At 66.8% G+C, this 15373-nt stretch carries 11 protein-coding genes and 4 pseudogenes; 5 read left to right on the forward strand and 10 right to left on the reverse strand.

Going from position 1 to position 15373, the window contains the following annotated elements:
• Window positions 1-326 precede the first annotated feature (326 nt).
• The gene (locus ACFW9O_RS25930) at window positions 327-1211 is read left to right on the forward strand and encodes a hypothetical protein (RefSeq protein ID WP_384612533.1); all 885 of its coding nucleotides are present in this window, start codon (window positions 327-329) and stop codon (window positions 1209-1211) included.
• A 157-nt stretch (window positions 1212-1368) separates the two neighbouring features.
• On the opposite strand, the gene ACFW9O_RS25935 is transcribed toward ACFW9O_RS25930, so the two are convergent.
• On the reverse strand, window positions 1369-1518 hold the full coding sequence (locus ACFW9O_RS25935; protein WP_384612534.1) for a pentapeptide repeat-containing protein: 150 nt from the start codon (window positions 1516-1518) through the stop codon (window positions 1369-1371).
• A gap of 569 nt (window positions 1519-2087) precedes the next feature.
• Between ACFW9O_RS25935 and ACFW9O_RS25940 the strand changes: the two genes are divergently transcribed.
• Both ACFW9O_RS25940 and ACFW9O_RS25945 read left to right on the forward strand, forming a co-directional pair.
• Window positions 2088-3764 (forward strand): hypothetical protein, encoded by a 1677-nt coding sequence (locus tag ACFW9O_RS25940; protein ID WP_384612535.1) that lies wholly within the window; start codon window positions 2088-2090, stop codon window positions 3762-3764.
• A gap of 133 nt (window positions 3765-3897) precedes the next feature.
• Window positions 3898-4351, forward strand: a pseudogene (locus ACFW9O_RS25945) (transposase); the annotation flags it as partial.
• A 138-nt stretch (window positions 4352-4489) separates the two neighbouring features.
• Here the strand turns inward: ACFW9O_RS25945 and ACFW9O_RS25950 are convergent.
• The 8 genes and pseudogenes from ACFW9O_RS25950 to ACFW9O_RS25985 all read right to left on the reverse strand — a co-directional run bounded on the left by ACFW9O_RS25950 (window position 4490) and on the right by ACFW9O_RS25985 (window position 12340).
• The gene (locus ACFW9O_RS25950; protein WP_384612703.1) at window positions 4490-4669 is read right to left on the reverse strand and encodes a hypothetical protein; all 180 of its coding nucleotides are present in this window, start codon (window positions 4667-4669) and stop codon (window positions 4490-4492) included.
• A pseudogene (locus ACFW9O_RS25955) lies at window positions 4644-4832 on the reverse strand (helix-turn-helix domain-containing protein); the annotation flags it as partial. The gene ACFW9O_RS25950 and the pseudogene ACFW9O_RS25955, both read right to left, overlap by 26 nt.
• Window positions 4832-5107: pseudogene (locus ACFW9O_RS25960) on the reverse strand (DUF2975 domain-containing protein); the annotation flags it as partial. The pseudogenes ACFW9O_RS25960 and ACFW9O_RS25955, both read right to left, overlap by 1 nt.
• Window positions 5086-5288: pseudogene (locus ACFW9O_RS25965) on the reverse strand (transposase family protein); the annotation flags it as partial. The pseudogenes ACFW9O_RS25965 and ACFW9O_RS25960, both read right to left, overlap by 22 nt.
• A 513-nt stretch (window positions 5289-5801) precedes the next feature.
• A complete protein-coding gene (locus ACFW9O_RS25970; RefSeq protein ID WP_384612537.1) occupies window positions 5802-7823 on the reverse strand; it encodes a trypsin-like serine peptidase in 2022 nt (673 codons plus the stop codon).
• A 1671-nt stretch (window positions 7824-9494) separates the two neighbouring features.
• Window positions 9495-10670 (reverse strand): serine hydrolase domain-containing protein, encoded by a 1176-nt coding sequence (locus tag ACFW9O_RS25975; protein WP_384612538.1) that lies wholly within the window; start codon window positions 10668-10670, stop codon window positions 9495-9497.
• Between the two features lie 129 nt (window positions 10671-10799).
• Window positions 10800-11681, reverse strand: coding sequence for an alpha/beta fold hydrolase (locus ACFW9O_RS25980; protein WP_384612540.1), 882 nt, complete (start codon window positions 11679-11681; stop codon window positions 10800-10802).
• Between the two features lie 122 nt (window positions 11682-11803).
• Window positions 11804-12340, reverse strand: coding sequence for a hypothetical protein (locus ACFW9O_RS25985; protein WP_384612542.1), 537 nt, complete (start codon window positions 12338-12340; stop codon window positions 11804-11806).
• 295 nt (window positions 12341-12635) lie between these two features.
• On the opposite strand from ACFW9O_RS25985, the gene nadE reads away from it, so the two are divergent.
• Window positions 12636-13466, forward strand: a complete 831-nt coding sequence (gene nadE / locus ACFW9O_RS25990; protein ID WP_351173981.1) for an ammonia-dependent NAD(+) synthetase — start codon at window positions 12636-12638, stop codon at window positions 13464-13466.
• Between the two features lie 90 nt (window positions 13467-13556).
• Here the strand turns inward: nadE and ACFW9O_RS25995 are convergent, their stop codons facing one another.
• Window positions 13557-14288: an HAD family hydrolase gene (locus ACFW9O_RS25995; protein WP_384612544.1), complete on the reverse strand. Its 732-nt coding sequence runs from the start codon at window positions 14286-14288 to the stop codon at window positions 13557-13559.
• 125 nt (window positions 14289-14413) lie between these two features.
• Between ACFW9O_RS25995 and ACFW9O_RS26000 the strand changes: the two genes are divergently transcribed.
• Complete coding sequence (locus ACFW9O_RS26000; RefSeq protein ID WP_384612546.1) at window positions 14414-15220, forward strand: DUF5984 family protein; 807 nt, start codon at window positions 14414-14416, stop codon at window positions 15218-15220.
• The last annotated feature ends 153 nt before the right edge of the window (window positions 15221-15373 follow it).

Raw genomic sequence — 15373 nt, forward strand, 5'->3', positions numbered from 1 at the left:
GTTGCGGGATGCGGTGCGAGAGCCAAAAGTGGATATGACCTCCCAGCGCCCGTTGAGTTTTGGATCACCAGTGACCTCGGGCCGACACAAGCACATCCGGGGTAGAAGAGCACGTCCCGAGAGCATCTGGAGCCATCATGGCCAAAACCTCCCGGCGACAAATCTCCCGCATCATTGGCGCGTCCTGCTTGGCTGCCACATTTGCCCTGCCAGGTGTTAGCAGCGCTGCGGCCGCGCCTGATGCTGTCGCTCGTGCCACAACCCCAGCGCCGACCCAACCCACACCCCCAACGCCGAACCCATCGACGCCGGAGATGCCCCCACCTGTGGAGGATGGGACGCCGTCGGCTACGCCACCATCTGCCGACACCCCACCGTCTGCCGACACGTCGGCGCCACCGGACTCGCCACCCCCGGATGCGTCGTCGCATCCGGAAGAGCCCGGGGAGCTTGAGGCGGAGGTGGAGGATCGGATAGCCCAAGCGCCGGCAGAGGTGAAGGAGGAGGTCAAGGAGGTGCTGACCAAAATGCTGGACCTCATCGATGACCCGGATGCGACGCCGGAGGATCAGGCCACGTACATGAAAATCACGGGGGGGCTGACCGCAACGCTGAAAGCAATCCAGGATCCGGATGTTACGCCGGAGGATCGGGTCGCGTACATAAAGATCGTGAAGGCGATGACCGCAGCGGTGATATCAACCCTGGGACCGTCGCCACAGTCGGATGCACCGCAGGGACCCAAATGGGCCATGAGGGCTCTGGGTGAGAACAGTGCGGGTCTGAAAGAACTCCTTGACTCACAGTCAGCGCCGGAGAATCCGAAGGATCGAAAGATGATCCAGAAGACCATCGCGGCGGGCTTTAAGTCAGTGCAGACGGTTCAAGATCCGAAGGCATCACCGAAAGAACGGAAAGGGGCACAGGAGACGGTGAGGCAGCAGCTCGAAGCGCTCAAGAGTCCCCAGTACCTGAAATTGATGAAAGAGATCAAGCGATACAAGCCGTCGACGGAATGTGTCGAGACGATCGAGAACCGAACGCGTCAGGTCGGTTGGTCAGACGGATCTCTCTGGGGTCTATCTGGTTCGTCGTGCGCTGCGACGGTGGCTGCGGGTACCAGTCAGGAAAGCACAGAGTGGCACGCACTGTTCGTGTGCGTGCAGCGAAAGCCGTTCTCTTCGTGTGTGGACTACATACCCGAGGATTGACAAGGCAAGGCGGGCCTTGGCCGCAGGAAGACTCCGGCGCTCGCGGACGCATGGCTCTGCCTCGCAACCGGTTCGGGCTCCAGGAGCCTGATCATGTGCGCCGTCGGACCGCTTCCACCCCTCCTCCCAGGGAGTCCCGATGCGGACGACCGTGGACTCAGCGCTGCGATGGCGGCAGCCCTCGGACTCCCTTCAGATTCGCTCCCGTGAGCCTCGCGTCGGTCATGTCCGCGCCAGCCAGGTCAGCCTCTTGAAAATCCCTGCCGGAACACTCGGCGGCAACGGGATGTCGTCCAGCCACAACCATTGCCCCTGCGCACCCTGATCAGGAAGGCAGAACCGCGCGTCCCTGGCCGTGTCCGCCTCGAACGGGGCGTCATCCCCCACCGCCCGCCGCAGAGCCCGCGGCCGCGCACCCCCTCACCCCGCAGGGCGGCGGTGGTGTAGGAAGCGACGTTCACCCCGGTGCGCCGATGGCCGTCGGCGTGGGCAACGGCTTCCGAGTGCTCCACGATTGACGCCAGGGCCTCCGGCCCGGTGACCGTGTACGTGAACACAACGTCCCCACGCTGAAGGACCGATGACCGCCACAGTCGGCGTCGCCAGACCCGCTCCCGCCGTACGTGCGCCGGCCCGACGCCATCGAGATGAACACCATCGCCGCAGCGGTCACCGGCGGGCACCAGCATGTAAGGCGGACCCGGCAGGGTTTGGTCCGCCCTGCTCGGCGTCCTGGTCATCCAGCCGATCGCCCACAGCGTGTCCTGGATGGGCAAACAGCCATGCAGCCGCCCCGACAGCACACGGATGGGCCTGTGCCGGGCTCTACGCTGGAGGGGACCGCAGTCGAGCGGCATCCCTCCGCAGGAGATCCTCATGGACTACTACGACCTCGGAACCCTGACCCGGCCCGTGTCGACCCGTTCGCCCGATGCACAGCGCTGGTTCGACCGCGGTCTGGTCTGGAGCTACGCGTTTCACCACGAAGAGGCGGTCACCTGCTTCGAATCGGCGGCGACCGCGGATCCCAACTGCGCCATGACACACTGGGGCATCGCGTACGCCTTGGGCCCCAACTACAACAAGCCCTGGGAGTTCTTCGACGAAGCCGACCTGCGGCGCACGGTGGAACGCACCCACGCCGCCGTCGAACGAGCCCATGCGCTGTGCGACGGGGCCACGCCGACCGAGCGGGCCCTCATCGAGGCGCTGCGCGCACGCTATCCCTCCGCGCGCGCCGCGAAGGACTGCTCGATCTGGAACGAGCCCTACGCCGACGCCATGCGCGGCGTGTACGAACTTGCGCCCGACGACCCGGACGTCGCCACGCTCTACGCGGACGCGCTGATGAACCTCACCCCCTGGGAGCTGTGGGATCTACGCACGGGCGAACCCGCCGCCGGTGCGCGCACGCTGGAGGCGAAGGCCGTCCTCGACCGCGCGCTGCTGAGCGATACCGGCGCCGACCACCCGGGCATCCTGCACCTGTACATCCACCTACTGGAAATGTCCCCGGCGCCGGAGCAGGCCCTTGCGGTCGCCGACCGGCTGCCGGGACTGGTACCGGACGCAGGGCACCTGCGCCACATGCCCTCACACCTCGACGTGCTGTGTGGCGACTACCGACGAGTCGTGTCGGGCAACAGCGATGCGATCAAAGCCGACGAGAAGTATCTGCGCCGGGCCGGGGCGATGAACTTCTACACGCTGTACCGCTCGCACAACTACCACTTCAAGATCTACGGCGCGATGTTCCTCGGCCAGTCCCGGACGGCCTTGGAGACGGCCGTGCAGCTCGAGGCATCCATCCCGGAGGACCTGCTGCGGGTCGAGAGCCCGCCCATGGCCGACTGGCTGGAGGGGTTCCTCGCCATGCGGGTCCATGTGCTGATCCGGTTCGGCCGGTGGCAGGACATCCTCGCGCTGCCGACGCCGTCCGACCCGAAGCTGTACTGCGTCTCCACGGCGATGCGGCACTACGCGCGCGGAGTGGCGTACTCGGCCACCGGGGCGATCGCCGAAGCCGAGGCTGAACAAGACCTGTTCCGCCGCGCGGTCGACCGTGTCCCCGAGACGCGCATGCTGTTCAACAACACCTGCCAGGACATCCTGGCGATCGCCTCCGCCATGCTCGACGGAGAACTTGAGTACCGCAGAGGCGAGTACGACCTGGCATTCGCCTCCCTGGAGCGTTCCATCGACCTAGACGACGGCCTCCCCTACGACGAACCGTGGGGCTGGATGCAGCCGACCCGCCACGCGTATGGGGCCCTCCTGCTGGAGCAGGGCCGTATCGAGGAGGCCGAGGCCGTCTACCGGGCCGACCTCGGACTCGACGACACCCTGCCCAGGCCCTTGCAGCATCCGGGGAACGTCTGGGCTCTGCACGGCTTCCACGAGTGCCTCATGAAGCTCGGCAAGACGGGCGAAGCTCGCATCGTGGCCCAGCAGCTCACCGTGGCCACCGCCCTCGCGGACGTACCCGTCCATGCGTCGTGTTTCTGCCGCCTCGACAACATGGGCGGGAAAGCCGGCGGCTGCTGCTCCGACTGACCAGCACCGGGGCGGTGGCCCCCGCGAGGACCACCGCTCCCGTGCTGGGACAAGACCACCGTGTACCCCCTGGAGGCGAACTGCCCGTTTACCCAGGACAGTTACACCGTGGCCGATCTTGTGTTGCTGCCCGGCCAGGCTCAGCGCGGCAAAGCAGCTCGACTGGTCGCGGGCAGTGAGCGACTACTCCCATTTGTCCGGGCTGGCTCGACGGGGTCCAAATACGGCCCCAGACGTTGATCGCGCACGGCCGGGCAGCAAGCACCACATCCACGTCGACGGACAGGGCGTTCCGCTCGCGGTGTCTCTGATCGGCGGAAACCACAACGACGTCACCCAGCTGACGCCCTTGCGCGAAAAGACCCCACCGGTCCCAGGACTCGTGGGACGACCACGTCGACGGCCTGATCAGCGACCGCGGCTACGACCACGACAAGTGCCACCGTGCGGTCTGACTTCAGGGCATCAAACCGGTCATTGCCCGCCGCGGCCTCCCGCACGGCTCCGGCCTCGGTGTTCACCTCTGGGGTGTCGAGCACACGATCGCCCGGTTTCACGGCTTCAGGCGTCTCCGCATACGTTGGGAATGACGCGAAGACATTCACGAAGCTTTTCTCCATCGCCACCTACCGCCACGTCCAACGCCTTTGCCAGAACCCCTCTTGGCGGATTCTGCTGCACGGCGAACTCGCCCGGGCGGCCCCGCCCATCGGGCCGGACTGCCTTTACAGGTCGAGCTCGGCGACGATGGCAGCGTGGTCGGAAGCCTGGTCGTCGGGCCCGTTCACGGTGTCGAACGCGGTGCCGGACTCGAAGATCCCACGCCGCTCCACCTCGACCCTGTCTACCTTGGCGAAAAGCTCCGGCGAGAACATCAGGTAGTCGATCTTGTCGTTGGGGTTCATGCACCTCCCATGAGTGCCGGGCGGTCCCTCGTGGCACCACCTTGGCACGGCCGTTCTTGAGTACCGCCAGGTTGGCAGGAGTGATCCCTACGCGGTCCGCGAGCTCACCCACGGACATCTTCCGCCTGGCCAGCGTCACATCGATGTCTACGACGATCGGCATCAGATCACCTCGTTCAAATCGGCTTGCATCTGCGCCGCCTCGACATCGCGCGCGACGGCCTGGGCGAGCAGCATCCGCAGCACGAGCACGATGAGCGCGACACCCAGGATGACCACGCCACCCCGGCCGTGATGACAGTGACGCCCGGGTCCTCCCGCTGGCCCGGCGCATTGATCGCCGTGACCGCGAACCAGAGGAGGGCAGCCGCCACGGAAGGCGGTGCGGGAGAACACAGTTTCGCGTCGCACCCTCGTGACCTGCAGCCGCTGGGCACACGCTCGGCAAGCAGGCCGAGTGTGTGCGGTGGTGTAGGCGTGCCCGGTACCCACCGAGATACCGTAGCCAGCGGTGATCTGCGTGAAGGTGTCGTGCTTGCACAGTCACACCAGGGCGACCAGCGCGCTGATGCGGCGGGAGTTTGCAGCGGCGTTCACTCTCGAGGATGGCAATGAACATGGTGGTGCGCTCGACCAGGGCGTGAAGCAGGTCGAGCGCGACTCGATAGGGCCTCGCGCGTTGCGTACCCGGCCGCCGCCACCCGATCAGTGGCCAGCTGAAAGAGCTCGCTGAGCTTCGGCGGCCAACGTGGCAATTCAACGGGACATCATGTCAGTCCTGCGTACTGAGGTATTCCGACGAGCCCACATGGTCAATTCTATCGAGGACAGTGGGAATGGTTGATTCGGCAAGCGCACCTCCAACTGCCCGCCCCTGTTGCGGATCACGCAGGAGATCACCGGTATACGCGGTCTCTCCGTAGCCAGAACGTGCGTTGCCTTGGATCTCCTGGGTTGTGGTCTCGTAGGGCATGTGCATTGTCAGGTGTCCGCCTGACAATGCCGTGACAGGCACAGACGACGCCCACGCCAGGTTCCGGCGCTGCCGAACATCGCGTCCTGGAGGGGCTCGAAGCGGTCGGCAAGCGCCCCGAGATGTACATCGGGCCCGCTGACAGCCGCTTCTGCTCCCTCATGCTGGTTCGAGCGCGTGACCGATCTCTGCAGCAACGCCGGGGTGGGCGAGATACTCCTCAATGCTGTGTGCCCTGTCGCGCGCGTTCGCCACGGCCACGTCGGTCAGCTTGCCCCAGGTGGCGTGAAGGGGGCAGCCGACGGCGACTGCGTCTGTCGGGCACCAGACATTGACCCAATTACTCACTCGCTCAGGTCGTTTGGCGCCCCCGACAAGGAGTCGGCTGTGCACGGTGTCCATGCCCAGCGGGCTGCCGGCGGTGACGAGCAGGGGAACGCTCAGGCCGTCCGGAAGTCGGTCGATCAAATCGACCCCGACCACGGTACCGAGGCTGTGGGTGACCAGTACGACTTCTCCGGATGGAGGCAGCGTTTCCAGTACCTGGGCCAGTACCGCCTCGCGTACCTTGGCGTCGTCAAGGTACGCGTCCACGTCCCTGAAGACGGTAGCGATGGTCAATGCGTCCACATCGGTCTTGGCCGCGAGCCAGCTCAGTGCACGGTGAACGGGTCCGGCCAGCGCAGTGCCAAGTCCTTCCATGGCTGCCGGACCGTCCTGTGGCATACCTGCCGCCACTGCTGCCTCTACGAGGAGCCGTTCGTATGACCCTGTTGTGGAAGCAGCAGCGAACGTCTCCACCGCTACTGCCGCCGGAGGCGCGCTCTCGAACGTACCCCCGACGGCCTCTCGCCGCCTGATGGCCTCGATGATCCGGTCGCCGTAGTACGGAAACCAGGCATCCGCCGGGTCGATCGCAGGGATTCCCGCACGTGTGAGCCCGTGGTTCAGCCCTGCGGTCCAGTTCCGCCGCAGCACCTCGGGGTCCTGCTTTTGCTGGCTCCTGCCGTGCAGAAAGACCAGGTGCCGTCCGCCGACGAAGGCAGGGCCGCGGGCGGGGCGACCGGTACGAGGCACGGTAATCTCCGCCGCTCCATCCGTGCGTTCGGGTGCTGCCCTCTCCGGGCTCGGGGCGACGGTGCCCTGCTGGAGACCCGACTCCGGGCCCATTTCGGCCAGGAGCGCCCGTTTATCGGGATCAAGCGCGGTGGCAGCGAGATGCTTGAGGATCGAGCTGATGCGGACGCCTTCGTTCGACACGTACTCAACGGTGTCGTCGTCGTCCCCGGGCTGCCAGACTTGGCCGTCCTTGCGCAACACTCGCCCCTGGGCATCCAGCCTCGGCACACCGCTGTGGTGCAGAGCAACGACTTCCCACTGGTCGTTGAAGACCGGAGAACCCGAGTTGCCGGGTTCGCTGTCGGTTCTGTACTGGAGGAAGTCCTCGAGCCGGATCTGGAGAGCGTTGTCTCGAAGGGCAATCTCTTTGAGACGACCATTCGGATGGCCGATGATGTTCACCGGTTCACCGATGACCAGTTTGCCGAGCTGACGGCTCAGCCGGTGCCAGCCAAAGACATCACCGGCGAGATGGCCGTCGCCAGTGGGATTCACAGCCACCAACGCGTAGTCAAGATGTTCGTCCGCCGTGAAGAATGTGGCGGGGTCGAGTTCGAGACGGAGGGCCGTGTCCGGGGTGTTGTCCACGGTGACCTGTGCGTTGAACTCGAGGAAGCAACGTCTCGTGAAATCTTCATCGGGGAAGACGTGTTGATTTGTCAACAACAGCCGCGGCGAAACCAGAAACCCGGTGCCATGCGGGAGTTCCCGACCGTTGTGTCGGAGAGTGATCCGGGCAACAGCGCTTGCCGCCCGTGTGCCACGCGGAAGGAAGCTCCACGCCTGCATGTCGTTGGAGGCGCCGATGATGCGCTCATAGGCGTCGGGCATCTCCAGAGCCTCGGCGTGAATTCCCGCGACAGCGGCCGAGGGCGCCACTCCGCCTCGGTCCAAGAGCCGTCCGGCCCGGGCAGCGATCGACGCCTGTGAGTCGGGATACTTGGTGCCCGCTTCCATCCGCTCCGCAATAGCCTGTCGTTCGGCACTCGTTGCCTGATACCGCTGCGCTGCCGCAGCAGCCTGCCGCGCCATCTCTTCACGCGCCTTCTCGATCGTCACCATGGATCCAACCTCCTGCTTGTCTGTGTCCCTCCCTCCAGAAGGCAGCCACCCGGACCGCTTCGCAACAGGAGTCGGCGTCGGGTGGATGAAGGCGTCCCCTGATCCGTCCGAAGCTTGAGGAAGGTTCCGGAGCACACACCGGTCAGGCGAAGGATGCGGGGCCCGCCAGTGCACGCAATCACGGTGGTCAGTCAGTCCCCGGATTCACCCCGCCGAAATCAACTCCACTATTCACTCCCGTGACGTCGCGGTGGCTTACAGCGAGAACCCCGACACCTGCCCGGTGCGCTGCTGGTCGGCCTGGAAGGAAGCTGCCCAGCTCACCGCAGGGCGGCCCTTCCTGCCCGTCGACGAGAAGGGCTACCCCGGCACGCAGAGGCGTTCAGCGTCGCCAGCCGACGTAGCGGCCCCCCACTAACGCAGGCAGGAAGACCACTTGGCTGAAGACACTGCCGGAGGAGTGGATGCCGGTGACCAAGCCGCGACGCTGGCATCAAGCCCTGGCACGCCAGTGCCACCACCGACAACAAGCGGCCGCCGGCTGTGAAGATCACGATCTGTGGCTGGAGTACGGGCGTGTCGGTACTGGCCGAGCATGGTGTGGATAGGCGCCCAGATGAACGTGCCTGCGGCCCAGTGGGACGCCATCATGTCGTCCTACTCCACGGCCGATATGGAAGCCATGTTCGCCCACATGAACGCCTCAACGAGGACATCAATGCCGCTGGTGAATAGGTGGACGGTCAGGGCCTCGGCGGCCCCTCACTCGTCAAGACGGTGAGGGCCGGAAGCGATGGGCGCCCGCAAGTGGCCGATGGGCCGGCACAGGCGGAACAGAACATCCTGGCCGGTTACTGGGTGGTCGACGTCAAGAGCGAGGACCGGGCGCTGGAGATCGCCGCACGAGCGTCCGCGTGCCCCGGCCCGGGCGGGAAGCCCAGCAACGCCCGGCCGAAGTGCACCCGATCGCCAAGCGCTGAAGCAACTGCCGGACGCGCGCTGTCTCCTCCTCCGAACCGAAGTACCGGGCGCGGCCTGGCCACGGCACCTGGTGGGGGCACTCGCTTCCTGGCGTTCTTCGGTCCCGCCACCGCGCTGACCTGCTACAAGAAGCTCGCCAAAATGCGGGCAGGCAGCCGCGGAACGCCTGCGACCACCGACTGCCCGGCCGTGGGGCTCTGTTCCTGGGACGATGGGCCCTGGGCTTCCGTTCCCTTCAGCATGAACCGCAAGGCGGCGCTGTGGCTGTGCCAAGGCCTGTCATGCCCGTCGGCTCCGTAGATGTCGCCCCGCGTCCACCACCGAGCCGTGTCAGCCCGAGTACAGCGGGCCGGGATGTGGGCTGGCTGCATCTCATCCGCGGGCTGTTACACGGAGCCGCCGCCGACAAGACCCTGCGCCGGATCGCCGGAAAACACCCTCTCCCGTCCGGATGCGGGTTCGCCGGGCAGTGACTCAGCCTCGGCCGAAACGACGGCGTCACCCAGTTCTCCTACCCGAACGACACAGCACCGACCGACCGGATTCCCCTCAGTCGGATACACCGCGCGACGCCGTCCAGCGCCCGACCCGCAGCCTAAGGCAATACTCAGCAAGGGTGGGCGCGGAGGTGGTGGACAGCCGGGAAGGACGTGCTCATCTCACTTGCGCCCCGCCGTGACGGGACAACCTCTACCGCTTGCGCAACAACGCGCAGACGAAGTTCTCCTCCACGGTCCGCAGCCGCTCCAGCAGTTCCGGCTTGTTCAACTTGTTGATATGGGTGGTGAGGGAGACGGTCAGCGACCGCTTCCCGTCCGGGGTGGCTGCGACCAGCTGTGTGTAGCCGGGGAAGTTGCCCGTGTGCCCGTAGACCACGCCGCAGCGGGTGGTGTACCGGAAGATGGCCAGGCCTGCTTTGTTCTTGCCGGGACCCGCGGGTTCGGATGCGCCGTTCACCCAGTTCAGCTGCTGCCGGCGTGTCCGGTCGGAGATCAGCCTTCCGCCGGCGTAGCCGCGGATGAAGGCCGTCATGTCCTTCGGCGTCGAGATGATGCCGCCCGATGCCCACACGCCCGACGCACTCAGTGCCTCGCTGACGTCCTCGGGCGGGTTCGGCGGGGTGACGTCGTAGCCGTGCATGTACGGCTCGGGCATCCTGTAGCCCTGCGGCAGGCTGGTGCTGCGCAGATCCAGCGGGCGGTACACGAGCTGGGCGAGCAGCTCTTCGTAGCGGCGCCCTGTCGCCGCCTCCGCCATCAGCGCCACGGCGATGTTGTCGGAGTTGGAGTAGGCGTACCGGGACCCCGGTCGGAACACCAACGGCTCGCCGGCCACGAAGCGCAGCAGTCGTCGGGAGTCGAAGTGGCGACGCGGGTTCTCGGCCAGGAGGGCCAGGAACTCCGGGTCGGATGTGTAGTCCGGCAGTCCGCTGGTGTGGTTCAGCAGCTGCCGCAGCGTGACCCGATGCCATGCGCGCGGCAGCCGCGGAAGCACCTTGCCGATGGTGTCGTTCAGACGCAGTTTCCCGCGGTCGACGAGCTGGAGGGAGACCGCGCCGCTGTACGCCTTGGCCGTGCTGGCGATGCGCATGTGGTCGGTGACCTCGATCGGCCGGTCGGTGCCGATCTCGGCAACGCCGGCCCGGTAGACCTCGGTGCCGGACTCCCGCTTGAGGACAGCAATTGCCCCGGGCGGTCCGCCGGGTGCTGTCGTCAGTTCCTGCAACTGCCGTCGCAGTGCGCGGTTGTCGTCTGCGGGGACGTCCGTTGAGGCTTGGGCCGGGGCGTGCACCAGCCCGGCCATACAGGCCGCGGCCAGCAGAGCCACAAGGGGGAAGCGGACCTGCGGGGATCTGGAAGCTGGCACGGGGGACTCCTGAAACGTGAGCGCGGTGGGACGTCCAGCTTCACCCGTCGGTCAGGAACCCGCGCGTGGCCTTGCTCCAACCAGCCGAGAGCGGAGGTCGGCGCTCTTGTTCACCACGAGTGGCAGTGCTCAGCGGGTGTGCGCGACCAAGGCGTCGATGATCTCGGGCCAGAGTTCGCGGGGACGGTCGTGCCCCATGTCGGGGAGCAGCAGGAGTTCCGCTCCGGGTACCAGGTCGGCCGTGCGCCGTCCGCCGCTGGGGTCGATCAGCGTGTCATCCAGACCATGTATCACCAAGGTCGGGACTCGAACCGTGCGGAGTGCGTCAGCGCGTGAGCCACCGAGGATCATTGCTCCGAGTTGACGTCCGGCTCCGGCCGGGTAGTGGGCGCGGTCGTAGCTTGCGGCAGCGAGTTCGCGAAGGCGCGCGGGGTTGCCGTAACGCTTGGAAGCCCAGGTCAGTTCTCTCTCAGCCGCTGAGATGTATCCCTCGCGATCGGATGGCTTCGGACTGGAGAGCACGGCTTGGGCCTCGGCATTGGCCTGTCCGTAGTCGGGCTCGCCAGTGGAGGACATCATCGACGTCAGGGTCAGCAAGCGCGCAGGCCGGTTGATCGCCATCGTCTGGGCGATCATGCCGCCCATCGAGGACCCGACCACGTGAGCGTGTTCGATTCCGAGGGCGGTGAGCAGTCCGAGACCGTCATCGGCCATGTCCGTCAGTGTGTAGGGCGCCATCGCGAGGGCGGACGAGATGTCTCCCGAGCTCACAGCGCCGGTGAATCGGCCCATGTCGACGGGGTGGTCGTCGAACTTGGTGGACAGTCCGCTGTCGCGGTTGTCGTACCGGATCACGTAGCGGCCACGCTCCGCGAGCGCACGGCAGAAGTCCTCGTGCCAGGCAATCATCTGGGCGCTGAGACCGATCACGAGCAGGACAGCCGGATCAGCTGGATCACCGAAGGTCTCGTACTCGATCGACACTCCGGGCGCGGCTTCGGCTATCGGCATGCTGGGAGTGTCCCAGCATCGCCCGCCTGCGCGCACCCGGGTATTCGGCCATGCCTGACCAGCACATTCGACAGCTGCGGGCGCAGCCGTCCGTCAGGCGGTTCCGCGTGCGACTCATCGGGTCAGTCGGTGATGTACCAATTGCTCTTGAGGTACTCCAGCGTGTAGCTGCCGAGGTCGTTCTCGGAGAAGGAGACGGAGGCCCGGACCGCTTCGACCGGCATTTCGATCTTTGCGGGCGTGCGCACGGCGATGCGCTGCGGGTCGACCGTCGCGGTTTTCAGCGCCTCCTTCTGTACGGGGGAGATCATCTGGAATACGGCGGCGTACGTCGACGTGCACGGGCCGAGCCCTTGGTCCTGGGCCTTCTTCGCAGCGGGTCCGGCCACTTCGCAGACCGTGTCGATGTCCTCACGGCCGAGGGCGTGGAGGTACTGCTCGTAACGCTGGATCGCGCCCTCCTGCGTCCTGGGCAGGGACGGGTCGCCGTTCGGCTCGGCCGGCGGCTTCCCGGTCCGGGCGGACTCGGAGGGCGTGGCCGACGGCTCGTCGGCCCGCGTGGACGCGGACGGCTGCGGAGGCTTCGCGCCCGTGTCCTCCTTCGCCTCATCCGGACCGCACGCGCAGGCCACCATCGCCACGCAGGTCGATACCAGCACGCTCACCATCGTCCGCGCTCTCATTCGGTCCCCTCGACGCCGCCGACACCACGTCAAGAGGTCACGCAGAATCCGGGGGCACGGTTCCCGAGCCGGTCCGGAGCGGGCGACGACCTGTTCGCCGCGTACCCGGAGTCCGCATGCCGGCGTCTGCTGCTCGACGCCGTGGACGACTCCGAGGCGACGGATGGCCGGGACCGGCGGGTCCATGAGGGTATGGGCCGATAGACGTTTGCACGGAGTTTGAAGTTAGGGTGCCGCGACAGCACATCGTGAACCGGAACAAGGAGCAGACGTGAGCGAGCCGGCGTCCATCGCCCTGCAGCAGAAGATCGCCCAGGAACTACAGGTCGCCGAGACCTTCGAGGCCGAGCGGGAGATCGAGCGCCGGGTCGCCTTCCTCGCCGAGCGGCTGACCTCGACCGGTCTGCGCTCCCTGGTCCTCGGCATCAGCGGCGGCGTCGACTCCACCACTACCGGTCGTCTGTGCCAGCTCGCCGTCGAGCGTGCCCGCGCCGCGGGGCACGAGGCGCGGTTCCACGCGATGCGGCTGCCTTACGGAACCCAGGCCGACGAGCACGACGCACAGCTCGCGCTCTCCTTCATCCGCCCCGACCAGGTGCTGACCGTGGACATCAAGCCCGCGAGCGACGCCGCGATCGAGGCCTCGTTGGCCGCCGGCGTGACCTTCCGTGACGCCCACCACCAGGACTTCGTGCACGGCAACATCAAGGCCCGGCAGCGCATGATCGCCCAGTACGCGGTGGCCGGAGCGACCGACGGTCTGGTCGTGGGCACCGACCACGCTGCCGAGGCGGTTTCCGGCTTCTTCACCAAGTTCGGTGACGGCGCCGCCGACCTGGTCCCGCTGACCGGCCTGACCAAGCGCCGGGTGCGCGCCGTCGCGGACACGCTGGGCGCGCCCGCCGAGCTGGTGTGGAAGCTCCCCACGGCCGACCTGGAGACCCTCGACCCGGGCAAGGCCGACGAGGACGCGCTCGGGGTCACCTACGACGACATCGACGACTTCCTGGAGGGCAAGCCGGTGGACGAGCGGGCCTTCGAAACGATCACCAGCCGCTACCGCCTCACCGAACACAAGCGCCAGCTGCCTGTAGCCCCCTGACCCTGACAGGTTTGCGGTCATCCTGGACAGCCCACCCGCCCCCGGACCCGGCCGACTGTCGGGCGGCTCACATACGGGTGGGGTGTCCGGTCAGTCGCTCGCGGGTGACAGATGGACGGGGAGGTCGGTGAGCCGTTCGATGCGGAGCACCGCCTCGTCCGCGATCGGCGATGGTCCACCGGTGACGAAGTCGATTCCGCGGTCCAGCCAGATGCCGGTGAGCCCGGCGACGGCGGCCGCCTTGACGTCGCTCTCCAGCATGTCGCCCACGTTGACCGCCTGCGCGGGGTCCGTCCCCATCCACCGGCAGGCGGTGGCGTAGGCGACAGGCTTGGCCGCACCGAGCTCGGTCGGGGTCAGGACGGCATCGAAGTACTCCAGGAGGCCGAAGCGGGCGAGCTTGGCGCGCTGCTGCTCGGGGTCCCCGTTGGTGAGAACGGCCAGACGCGGTCCTCGGGGAAGCCGCTTCAGGTTCTCCAGGCAGGGCTGGACATCGGGATAGCACCGCCAGGACTCCTCGAGCGGGGTGATGTAGCGCTCGGCGATCCAGGAGTCCAGGAGGCCGGGATCCTCCGGAACCGGCTCGCCGAGCATCGGCAGGAAGGACCGGAGCCTGCGTCGGTGGTGCTCGGCGAAGGAGCACCGACCTGCCAGGTACTCCCCCATGTGGCGCGCCTCGAGCGTCCACCACAACGTCGCCAGTTCGTCCGGTGGAGCCGTCGCGTTCGGCGCGGCCTGGACGATGTGGCCGATCGCCTCCCAGACCGCGCTTCGATGATCGACCAGGGTGCCGTCCAGATCGAAGAAGACCGTATCCACCATCGGATGATCATCCCATGTGACCTGTCTATGACGCCAGAGCACGCGCACCTGCCGAGCACCTCCTGAGCGCCGCACCCACCGACCTGGGATCACGGTCCGGGTGATCGAACGGGGAGACTGGACCCGTGACTCACACCGACCCCGCAATTCGCTTCCGGTTCGGACTGACTCCCTTGGAGATGGTCGGGCCGTGGGGTCGCGAGCATCCCGTACCGCACTGGTTCGGGCTGACCGACGGCTGGTACTGCATCGACGTCGACGGCCATGAGGTGCTGCGCTACTCCGAGCGCACCGTCCAGGAACTGCGGAACGACAGTGACGGCAGGGAGCCACATCCGTATGTGGCGTACTACGTCGTCCGCCTGTGGGAGGACATGATCGCGCTCGTGTCGGAGGCGATGGAACCGGTGCCACAGGACCTGGTGGACATCGCGGCCGACATGTCGCCGGACTGGACGTGGCTTGACACACCGGAGACCGATGCGGCACTGACCTGGCACAGCGCGGGCTACCTGTACACCGGCTATCTGCGAATCGCCCCGCACGTCCGCTGCTGGCGCACCGTCGTCGATGACGAAGACACGGTGACCGTTGCCTGGGAGCATCAGACCGACCCGGAGGGCGCGATCGAGTTCGTCTGCCCACCGACGGGTCGGGTGAGCATGCCGACGAGCGAGTTCCTCGCTGCGGCGACGGAGCTCGACCGGGCGCTGTTGGCCGCCATGGACCAACGCATCGGCGAGCTGGAGGAGTCGGGTCCGGTGCCCGGTGCCGAATCGGACGTGGAGCAGTTGCGCCGTGAGCACCGGGACCGGGCGACCTGGCTGCAGCGTGCGCGGGACCACGAACCGGGCACCGACTGGGATGCTGTTCGGATCGGTGTGCGCACACTCCTGGCTCCTGGAGCAGCGGCGCAGGACTGGGCGGATTAGGGATCCGACGACCTGACCGACGCATAATGGGCGCTGCTGGAACGCGTGTTCAACGCTCCGGAAAGGGGGCACCCAGCACGCACCGGACCGCAGCCTTGTGCACGCACATCAGTTGAGTAGGCGCACCCACTCCTCGCCAGGTATCCGCACCCA

Origin of the sequence: Streptomyces sp. NPDC059499 (genome assembly GCF_042749285.1) — a bacterium.
In the GTDB taxonomy this organism is placed as follows: Bacteria; Actinomycetota; Actinomycetes; order Streptomycetales; family Streptomycetaceae; genus Streptomyces.